This is a genomic window from Streptomyces sp. ADI95-17 (assembly GCF_003846175.1).
GTDB lineage: Bacteria > Actinomycetota > Actinomycetes > Streptomycetales > Streptomycetaceae > Streptomyces > Streptomyces sanglieri.
This window is the reverse complement of the sequence record NZ_ML123054.1, coordinates 20,335-29,433: the sequence shown is the minus strand read 5'-3', so window position 1 is coordinate 29,433 and position 9,099 is coordinate 20,335. Positions and strand designations below refer to the sequence as shown.

Genomic DNA, 9,099 nt, shown 5'->3' with positions numbered 1-9,099 from the left:
GTACGTACTCCTCCGGCATGGGTGCCCGGCTGCGCTTCTCCATCGCGGCGGCCAAGAGCCATGACGTGCTCCTGATCGACGAGGCGCTGTCCACCGGCGACGCCAGGTTCCAGCGGCGCAGCAAGGAACGGATCATCGAGCTGCGCAAGGAGGCCGGCACGGTCTTCCTGGTCAGCCACAGCAACAAGTCGATCACCGAGACCTGCGACCGGGCGATCTGGCTGGAGGCGGGGACGCTGCGGATGGACGGTCCGGCGGACGAGGTCGTGGCGGCGTACGAGAAGTTCACCTCCGGCAAGAAGTAGCCGGGGCGCGCACGAGGACGGAACAGGCGCCTCGCACGAGGACGGAACAGAGGGGAGGCGGCCACCGGAACCCCGGTGGCCGCCTCCCCTCTCGGCTGCCCGACTACGCGTGCGTACGGAGCAGGGTGCGCATCGTCCGCATCGCCACCGACAGGTTCGCCAGGTCGAACGCGTCCGACCCCTGGATCTCCTCAAGGGTGGAGCGGGACCGGGTGAGGATCGCCGCGTTCTTCTCCTCCCAGGCCGTGAACCGCTCCTGAGGCGTCGAGGTCCCGTTGCCCACCGCCAGCACGTCCGCGGTGAGCGCGGCGTGCGCGGCGTACAGGTCCTCGCGGATGGAGGCGCGGGCCATGGACTGCCAGCGGTCGGCCCGCGGCAGCTCGATGATCCGGTCCATCAGCTGGGTGATGCCCAGCCGGTCCGCGAGGTCGTAGTACACCTCGGCGACGGAGAGCGGGTCCTTCCCCGTGCGCTCCGCGATCGCCACGATGTCCAGCACCGGGAAGGCGGAGGAGAATCCGGCGACCCGCTGGGCCAGCTCGCCCGGGACGCCCGCCTCGGTGAGCTCGTCCAGGATCGACTGGTACCACTCCAGGTCGGCGCCCATCAGCATCTTGGGCAGCTCGGCCCAGACCTGCTCGACGCCCGCCTTGAAGAAGTCGATCGTCTCGGCGATCTCCAGCGGCTGCGGCCGGTTCCCGAGCAGCCAGCGCGAACCGCGCTCGACGAGCCGGCGCGAGTGCAGCCGGATCCGGGTCTGCACATCGGCCGCGACCTCGTTGTCGAGTGCCTCGACGGCGTCCCACACCTGGCCGAGGCCGAAGATCTCACGGGCCGCGAACTGCGCCCGCACGATCTCCTCGATCGAGGCGCCGGTCTCTTCCCGCAGCCGGTGCAGGAAGGTCGAACCACCGGTGTTCACGGTGTCGTTGACCAGGACCGTGGTGATGATCTCGCGCCGCAGCGCGTGCCCGTCGACCGCCTCGGGGAACTGCTCGCGCAGCTGCTCCGGGAAGTAGGCGTGCAGCAGCGTCTGCAGGTGCGCGTCGTCCGGCAGGCTGGTCCTGATCAGCTCACGGGCCGCCGTGATCTTGGTGTACGCGAGCAGCACGGCCAGTTCGGGCTGGCTGAGCCCCTTGCCGCCGTTGAGCAGCTCACGGATCTGGCGGTCGGCGGGCAGGAACTCGAGACCGCGGTCGAGGTCGCCGTCCCGGCCGAGCCGGCGCATGAAGCGCTGGTGGGCGTGGAGCAGCGAGGTCGACTGGGAGGTGGCGTTGGCGAGCGCCACGTTCTGCGCGTAGTTGTTGCGCAGCACCAGGCGGCCGATCTCGTCGGTCATCTCGGCGAGCAGCTTGTTGCGCTGCTTGACGGTCATGTCGCCGTCCCGGACCAGGCCGTTGAGCAGGATCTTGATGTTCACCTCGTGGTCGGAGGTGTCCACACCGGCGCTGTTGTCGATCGCGTCGGTGTTGATCCGGCCGCCACCGCGGGCGAACTCGATGCGGCCGAGCTGGGTGGCGCCGAGGTTGCCGCCCTCGCCGACGACCTTGGCCCGCAGGTCCTCGCCGTTGACCCGGATCGCGTCGTTGGCCTTGTCGCCGACATCCGCGTTCGACTCGGCGGAGGACTTGATGTACGTACCGATGCCGCCGTTCCACACCAGGTCCACAGGGGCCTTGAGGATGGTCTGCATCAGTTCCGCGGGGGTCATCTTGGTGACCCCCGGCTCGATGCCGAGCGCCTCGCGGATGTGCGCGTTGACCGGGATGGACTTGGCGCTGCGCGGGTGGATGCCACCGCCCGCGGAGAGCAGGTCCTTGTTGTAGTCGGCCCAGGAGCTGCGCGGCAGCTCGAACAGCCGGCGGCGCTCGGCGTACGAGGTGGCGGCGTCCGGGCTCGGGTCGATGAAGATGTGCCGGTGGTCGAAGGCGGCGACGAGCCGGATGTGCTCGGAGAGCAGCATGCCGTTGCCGAAGACGTCACCGGACATGTCACCGACGCCGACGACGGTGAAGTCCTCGGTCTGGGTGTCGTGGCCCAGCTCACGGAAGTGCCGCTTGACGGACTCCCAGGCGCCGCGGGCGGTGATGCCCATGCCCTTGTGGTCGTAGCCGGCGGAGCCGCCGGAGGCGAAGGCGTCACCGAGCCAGAAGCCGTACGCGACGGCGACCTCGTTGGCGATGTCGGAGAAGCTCGCGGTGCCCTTGTCGGCGGCGACGACCAGGTAGGTGTCGTCCTCGTCGTGCCGGACGACGTCCTTGGGCGGCACGACCTCGCCGGCCACCATGTTGTCGGTGATGTCGAGCAGCGCCGAGATGAAGGTGCGGTACGAGGCGATGCCCTCGGCCATCCAGGCGTCGCGGTCGACGGCCGGGTCCGGGAGCTGCTTGGCGACGAATCCGCCCTTGGCGCCGACCGGCACGATGACGGTGTTCTTCACCATCTGTGCCTTGACCAGGCCGAGGATCTCGGTACGGAAGTCCTCCCGCCGGTCCGACCAGCGCAGACCGCCTCGGGCGACCTTGCCGAAGCGCAGGTGCACACCCTCGACACGCGGCGAGTAGACCCAGATCTCGAAGGCCGGGCGGGGCGCCGGCAGGTCCGGGATGGACTGCGGGTCGAACTTCATCGAGACGTACGAGTGCGGATTCCCGTCATCCGCCATCTGGAAGAAGCTGGTGCGCAGGGTGGCCTTGATGACGGTGAGGAAGGACCGCAGGATCCGGTCCTCGTCGAGCGAGGCGACCTGGTCCAGGGCCCCGTCGAGCTCTTCGAGGAGGCCGTCGATCAGCTCGGTGCCGGCGTGCTGCCGCTCCGGGGACATCCGGGCCTCGAAGAGCGAGACCAGCAGCCGGGTGGTGTGGACGTTGTTGCGGAGAGTGCTCTCCATGTAGTCCTGGCTGAACGTCGACCCGGCCTGGCGCAGGTACTTCGCGTAGGCGCGCAGCACCATCGCCTGGCGCCAGTTCAGCCCGGCGCCCAGCACCAGCGAGTTGAAGCCGTCGTTCTCGGCCTTGCCGGTCCACACGGCGGCGAAGGCGTCCTGGAAGCGGTCGCGGGCGTCGTCGGCGAGGTAGTTGCCGTTGCCGTTGGCCTGCGGCATCCGGAGCCCGAAGTCGTAGATCCAGGCGTGCGTACGGTCGGCGCAGCGCAGCTCGTACGGGCGCTCGTCGACGACCTCGACACCGAGCTGCTGGAGGGCCGGGAGCACGGCGGAGAGGGAGACCTGCTCGCCGGTCCGGTAGATCTTGAAGCGGCGTTCGCCGGGGACGGCGCCGACCGGCTCGTACAGGCTGAGGGCGAAGTCGTTCTCGTCCTGCTTGAGGGCTTCGAGGTGGACCAGGTCGGCCACTGCGGAGCGCGGCGTGTGGTCGGCCTTGTAGCCCTCGGGGAACGAGTGGCCGTACTGGCGCAGCAGCTCGGCGGCGCGCTCCTCGCCGCACTCGGCGCCCAGCGCCTCCTGGAAGCCGTCGGCCCAGGAGCGGGCGGCCTCGACGAGCCGGGCCTCGATGCGGTCGGCCTCGGCGTCGGTGAGGTCGGGCAGCTCGGTGCCCGGTGCGACGCGGACGACGAAGTGCAGCCGGGAGAGGATCGACTCGGTGTTCCAGGCGGTGAAGTCGACGCTGGTGCCGCCCAGCTCCTCCTTGAGGATGTCGATCAGACGGAGCCGCACACCGGTGGTGTAGCGGTCGCGCGGCAGGTAGACGATCGCGGAGTAGTAGCGCCCGTACTCGTCCTGGCGCAGGTAGAGCCGCAGCCGACGGCGCTCCTGGAGGTACAGCACGGAGGTGACGACGGAGCGCAGCTGGTCGACGGGCGTCTGGAAGAGCTCGTCGCGCGGATACGTCTCCAGGATCTGGAGCAGGTCGCGGCCGTCGTGGCTGTTGGGCGAGAAGCCCGCACCCTCCAGCACCTCGGCGACCTTGCGGCGGATGACGGGCACCCGGCGCACGGACTCGGTGTAGGCGGCGGAGGAGAACAGGCCGAGGAAGCGGCGCTCGCCGATGACGTTGCCGTCCGTGTCGAACTTCTTCACGCCGACGTAGTCGAGGTAGCTGGGCCGGTGCACGGTCGAGCGGCTGTTGGCCTTGGTGAGGACGAGGAGCTTGCGCTCGCGGGCCTTGGCCCGGGCGTCGGCGGGCAGCCGGTCGAAGGACGGGCTGACGGGGTGCGCCTCGTCGACGCTGTGGTGCGGGTCGGAGCGCAGGATGCCGAGGCCGGTGCCGGGGACGGCGGCCAGCGAGTCGGTGTCCTTCAGCTCGTACTCGCGGTAGCCGAGGAAGGTGAAGTGGTCGGCGGCGAGCCAGCGCAGCAGTTCCCTGGCCTCGTTGACCTCTTCGTCGGCGAGGTCGTCGAGCGGCTCGCCGGGCAGGTCGTCGGCGATGCGCAGCGCGGCCTCGCGCATCTTGTCCCAGTCCTCGACGGTCTCCCGTACGTCGGACAGCACGCGCAGCAGGTCGGCGGTGATCTGCTGGAGGTCGGCGCGGTCGGTCTCGCGGTCGATCTCGACGTGGATCCAGGACTCGACGAGCGCGTCGTGCGGCAGCTCGTTCTTCTTGTCCTCGGCGCCCTTGCGGCCCTGCGGGCCGGTCGCGATGCCGTTGCCCTCGGCGAGGACCTCGATGAGCTTGCCGGTGACGTCACGGCGTACGACGACCTGCGGGTGGATCACGACGTGGATGCCGCGTCCCTGCCGGGACAGCTCGTTGGTGACGGAGTCGACCAGGAACGGCATGTCGTCGGTGACGACCTCGACCACGGTGTGGCTGCACGTCCAGCCGTTCTCCTCGACGGTCGGGGTGTGCACCCGGACGTTCGCCGTGCCCTGCGGACGCGTCTCGGCCAGCCGGTAGTGGGAGGAGGCGGCACCGAAGACGTCCACGGGGTCGCGGCCCGCGATGTCCTCCGGAGCGGTGTGCAGGTAGTAGCGCTGGAGGTAGGAGAGGAGCACGTCCTGTCCGGGGCGCTCCTGCTCGGCCCCGGTGGCCGCAACACGCACCCGGGAGGTACCGCCCGGGCCACCGACACCACCGCCCGGGCTGTTGTCAGCTACCTTCGCCGCCCGTGCGAGCAGCTCGGCCTTGGCTTCGTCCAGCTTGGTCTGCATGTCCTCTGGCTCCTGTCGCGCGCCGTTGCGTGACGTAGGTGAAAAAGACGACGTACCGCCACGACACGGGGTTTCCGGTCTGAGTCGACGCTATGCCGCTATGAGAGATGCCCGGGGCCGAATTGGCCATTTTTGGCATTCGGTCCGGGCTGAGGGAATCAGCGACGGCCCGGGTGCTGTGGCACTCCGGGCGCAGGCCGGGGGCTTCGCTGCCCCCGAGGGCTATCGCGCTGATCACGGGGTCCAGGCTATATCGCCCGCCCCCATGACCGTCACGAGCCGTTTGTGTAAAAAGATGGCCCCGAACTTTGACACTCTGGACAGCGCGGGAGTCCGTATTGCCTCACTCTGGGAGGCGGAACAGGCCGACGACCCGTGGGAGCCCCGCCATGGCACCGAAGATCCTGATCGTCACCGGCGACGCCGCCGAGTCCCTGGAAGTCCTCTACCCGTACCAGCGGCTGCGCGAGGAGGGGTACGACGTCCACATCGCGGCCCCCGCCCGCAAGACGCTCCGCTTCGTCGTCCACGACTTCGAGCCCGGCTTCGACACGTACACCGAGAAGCCCGGCTACACCTGGCCCGCCGACCTGGCGTTCTCCGAGGTCGACCCCGGGGACTACGTGGCGGTGGTCGTCCCGGGCGGCCGGGCGCCCGAGTATCTGCGCAACGACGCCGAGCTGCGCAAGATCCTCAAGGCGTTCTTCGACTCGGACCGTCCGGTGGCCCAGATCTGCCACGGCCCGCTGATGACCGCGGCGGTCGGCGCGCTGACCGGCCGGCACGTCACCGCGTATCCCGCGCTGGAGCTCGACATGCAGACGGCGGGCGCCACCTTCGAGGACCACGAGGCGGTGGTCGACGGCGCGCTGGTCTCCTCCCGCGCCTGGCCGGACCACTCGGCGTGGATGCGCGAGTTCCTGAAGATCCTCCGCACAAAGGCCCCGGTGACGACCTGACGGCCGCGCCGGACCTCCCTCACCCGGCGGTCCTCACCCGGCGATCTGCCCTCACCCGGCGATCTGCTCGGCCAGCTGCGCGGCCTCGGCCAGACTGTCCACCACCGGCACCCCGGCCGCCTCCAGGCTGGCCCTGCTGTGCGACCCGCCGGTGTAGAGCACGGCCTTCGCGCCGACATGGGCCGCGGCCACTGCGTCGTCCACCGCGTCACCGATGATCACCGTGCGCTCGGCGGATATCCCGTCCAGCGCGGCGATGTGCCGCTCCATGTGCCGGGCCTTGCTGCCGCCGGAGGGCCCGGTACGCCCGTCCACCCGCAGGAAGTGCCGCTCGATGCCGTACCCGCGCACCACGGGGACCAGCTGGTCGTGCCCGTACATACTCAGGAGCGACTGGCTGCCCCCGCCGAGCTGCCACTGGGTGAGGAGCTCCTCGGCCCCTTCGGTGAGCCCGCAGGCGTCCCGCCGCTCGGTGTAGTACCGGTGGAACACCCCGTCCATCCGCTCCCACTCGGCCTGCGTGGGCTGCCTGCCCATCAGCCGTTCGTAGAAGCGGGGTATCGGGATGCAGTACATCTCGCGGTACTGCTCAAGGGTGATCGGCGCCAGGCCGACCTCGCCGAACGCGGCGTTGGTCGCACCGATGACCGCGTCGTTGTCGTCGAGCAGTGTGCCGTTCCAGTCCCAGACCAGATGAGTGCGGTGCTTCCCGTGCGTCCCCATGCATAGAAAGTACCCGCCCCTCCGACAACCGTTCGACCCGAAGTACCCGCCCCGTTCCCTCGCCCTCAGGGGATCAGATTCGGGATCTCCTGAATGCCGAACCACAGCAGCTCATGGTCCTCGGCGCCGTCCACGGTGAACTGCGCGTCGTCGTCCCCGTGGTCCGCCGCCCCCAGCGCCGCGGCCGCCGCCGTGACGTCCTTCTGCGCGTCGTCCGCGTCGACATGCACCGCGGCGGCCTTGGCGAGCGCCACGGGAGACGCGATCCGCACCTCGCCGAGCGAGGACGGGTCGAGGCTGTGATCCGGGTCGGCGACGGCCGCGCCGTCCGGCACCTCGACGGCCACGACGACGCGCCTGCGCACCGCGTCGGGGTTCTGCGCGATCATGCGCAGCGAGGCGGAGGCGGCCCGGTTGAGCGCCGCGTACTCCAGCTCCTCGATGTCGTCCGAGACGTACCACTCGCGCAGTGCGGGGGTCACCGCGTACGCGGTGAGCGGCCCGGGACCGATTTCGCCCGCCCGGTGCGCCGCTGCGAGACCGGACAGGGTCAGGGGGACGTACACGCGCATGGCCGGGTCGCTTTCGTAGTCGGAAACGCCCTCAGGATACGTGTGACGTCCCCCTTTGGGGTCACGTGCACCGATGCCGCCCCGTCCACCCGGCAACCACCCCTCACCCTCCCTGCGCCCGCCTCACACCCCGCCCCGCACCGCCCGCATCACCCGGATAGGTGATTCCTCCCGACCACCCCCGTCGCCCCCCTGCCGCTTGCGGCCTCCTCGGCCGTCGCCGTAGAAGGTCCACAGCAGAAGTTACCGCCCGGTATTTCACCGGGCCTCTGAAGCACGGGGGCGATGATCGATGAGCACGAACAGGACCCGGCCCGCCGGCCGCCGCGACCAGCGCAGGCCCGAATCCGTACCACCCCAGCGCACCCGGACTCCCCGGCGCGTACGCCCGCACCACTGGTTCGCCGACCGCCTCCTGGCAGTCCTCAGCGGCCAGCGCCCGGTGCACTGGATGCTCGGCCACACCATCGGCGAGGCCTACGACCAACTCGCCGAACTGGCCCCCCGCACCCCGCTCAGGGCCCGCGGCGCCCGCCCCGTGATCCGCATGTGCCACGGCGCCCAGCCGGCCCCGGGCGTGGTGGAGGCCTGCGCGAGCATCGCGGCCGGCGAACAGGTACGCGCCATGGCCTTCCGCCTGGAACAGGGCCCAGACCTCCGCTGGCGCTGCGCAGCAGTGGAACTCGGCGACGAACACCTGCAGCCGACCCCGTCCCGCTAGCCGGGGCGAGGCCGACGACAACGAAGGGAGGCAGACCGGACAGACCGGGCCAAGGCCCGGGGCGGAACAACCACCCAAACCGACAACGGGGCAGCCCCGAGACCGGGCAAGAACGGGAGCGAGCGAGGGGCTGGACCGGGGATCGGGCCGGGCCGGTCCTGCCAAGGCAGATCAGGGCAGGTCCGGGCCGGACAAGGCAAGGAATGGCAAGGCAGCCGAGCCGGGCAAGGCCCCGCAGGAGGCCGGGCAAGGCCCCGCAGGAGGCCGGGCAAGGCCCCGCAGGAGGCCGGGCAAGGCCGGACCGAGCCCGGCCAGGTAGGACCAGGCAGGGCCAAGCAAGGCTGATCCGCGTCGGACTAAGCAGGCCGGGCCAAGCAAAGCCGAGCAGGGCCGGACCGAACCAGGCCAGTCCGAGCAGGAGTCAAACCGGGGAGAAGCCGGACCAGGGAGAAGCCGAACCAGGGAGGGCAAGGCCAGGGAGGGCAAGGCCGGGGAGGGCAAGGCCGGGGAGGGGGGAACAGGACCAGCGGAATCCGCGCGTCCTGCCCCGGCCTCTCCCGGCCTCCTATGGGGCCGGGAGCAGAGCCAACACCGGAAGGGAGCCGCACATCCCACCCAGTCCCTCCTGCCCCCCTCTCAGCCCCGCCTCGCCCCCATCCGCCTCCCTCTCAGCCCCGCCCCAGCCCAATTCGCCCCAGAGACCGCCTTCTCA

General features: G+C 70.4%; 5 protein-coding genes and 1 pseudogene. 3 read left to right on the top strand and 3 right to left on the bottom strand.

Annotation, left to right across the window (positions count from 1 at the left end; genetic code table 11):
• Nucleotides 1-305, top strand: a pseudogene (locus EES42_RS40495) (ABC transporter ATP-binding protein); the annotation flags it as partial.
• Nucleotides 306-408: 103 nt separating this feature from the next.
• Here EES42_RS40495 and EES42_RS40490 read toward each other — a convergent pair.
• Nucleotides 409-5,412 (bottom strand): NAD-glutamate dehydrogenase, encoded by a 5,004-nt coding sequence (locus EES42_RS40490; protein WP_124723218.1) that lies wholly within the window; start codon nucleotides 5,410-5,412, stop codon nucleotides 409-411.
• Nucleotides 5,413-5,801: 389 nt separating this feature from the next.
• Between EES42_RS40490 and EES42_RS40485 the strand changes: the two genes are divergently transcribed.
• Nucleotides 5,802-6,371: a DJ-1/PfpI family protein gene (locus EES42_RS40485; RefSeq protein WP_124723217.1), complete on the top strand. Its 570-nt coding sequence runs from the start codon at nucleotides 5,802-5,804 to the stop codon at nucleotides 6,369-6,371.
• Between the two features lie 51 nt (nucleotides 6,372-6,422).
• Here the strand turns inward: EES42_RS40485 and EES42_RS40480 are convergent, their stop codons facing one another.
• Nucleotides 6,423-7,094, bottom strand: coding sequence for an HAD family hydrolase (locus tag EES42_RS40480; RefSeq protein WP_124723216.1), 672 nt, complete (start codon nucleotides 7,092-7,094; stop codon nucleotides 6,423-6,425).
• 65 nt (nucleotides 7,095-7,159) lie between these two features.
• Nucleotides 7,160-7,666, bottom strand: a complete 507-nt coding sequence (locus tag EES42_RS40475) for a DUF6912 family protein (protein WP_124723215.1) — start codon at nucleotides 7,664-7,666, stop codon at nucleotides 7,160-7,162.
• Nucleotides 7,667-7,958: 292 nt separating this feature from the next.
• Between EES42_RS40475 and EES42_RS40470 the strand changes: the two genes are divergently transcribed.
• Entirely contained in the window at nucleotides 7,959-8,387 is a 429-nt protein-coding gene (locus EES42_RS40470) for an Rv3235 family protein (protein WP_124723214.1), read from the top strand.
• The last annotated feature ends 712 nt before the right edge of the window (nucleotides 8,388-9,099 follow it).

Bases quoted from the DNA above. Each gene is read 5' to 3' on its own strand.
- EES42_RS40490 (WP_124723218.1), bottom strand. From the start codon at position 5,412: ATGCAGACCAAGCTGGACGAAGCCAAGGCCGAGCTGCTCGCACGGGCG.
- EES42_RS40485 (WP_124723217.1), top strand. From the start codon at position 5,802: ATGGCACCGAAGATCCTGATCGTCACCGGCGACGCCGCCGAGTCCCTG.
- EES42_RS40480 (WP_124723216.1), bottom strand. From the start codon at position 7,094: ATGGGGACGCACGGGAAGCACCGCACTCATCTGGTCTGGGACTGGAAC.
- EES42_RS40475 (WP_124723215.1), bottom strand. From the start codon at position 7,666: ATGCGCGTGTACGTCCCCCTGACCCTGTCCGGTCTCGCAGCGGCGCAC.
- EES42_RS40470 (WP_124723214.1), top strand. From the start codon at position 7,959: ATGAGCACGAACAGGACCCGGCCCGCCGGCCGCCGCGACCAGCGCAGG.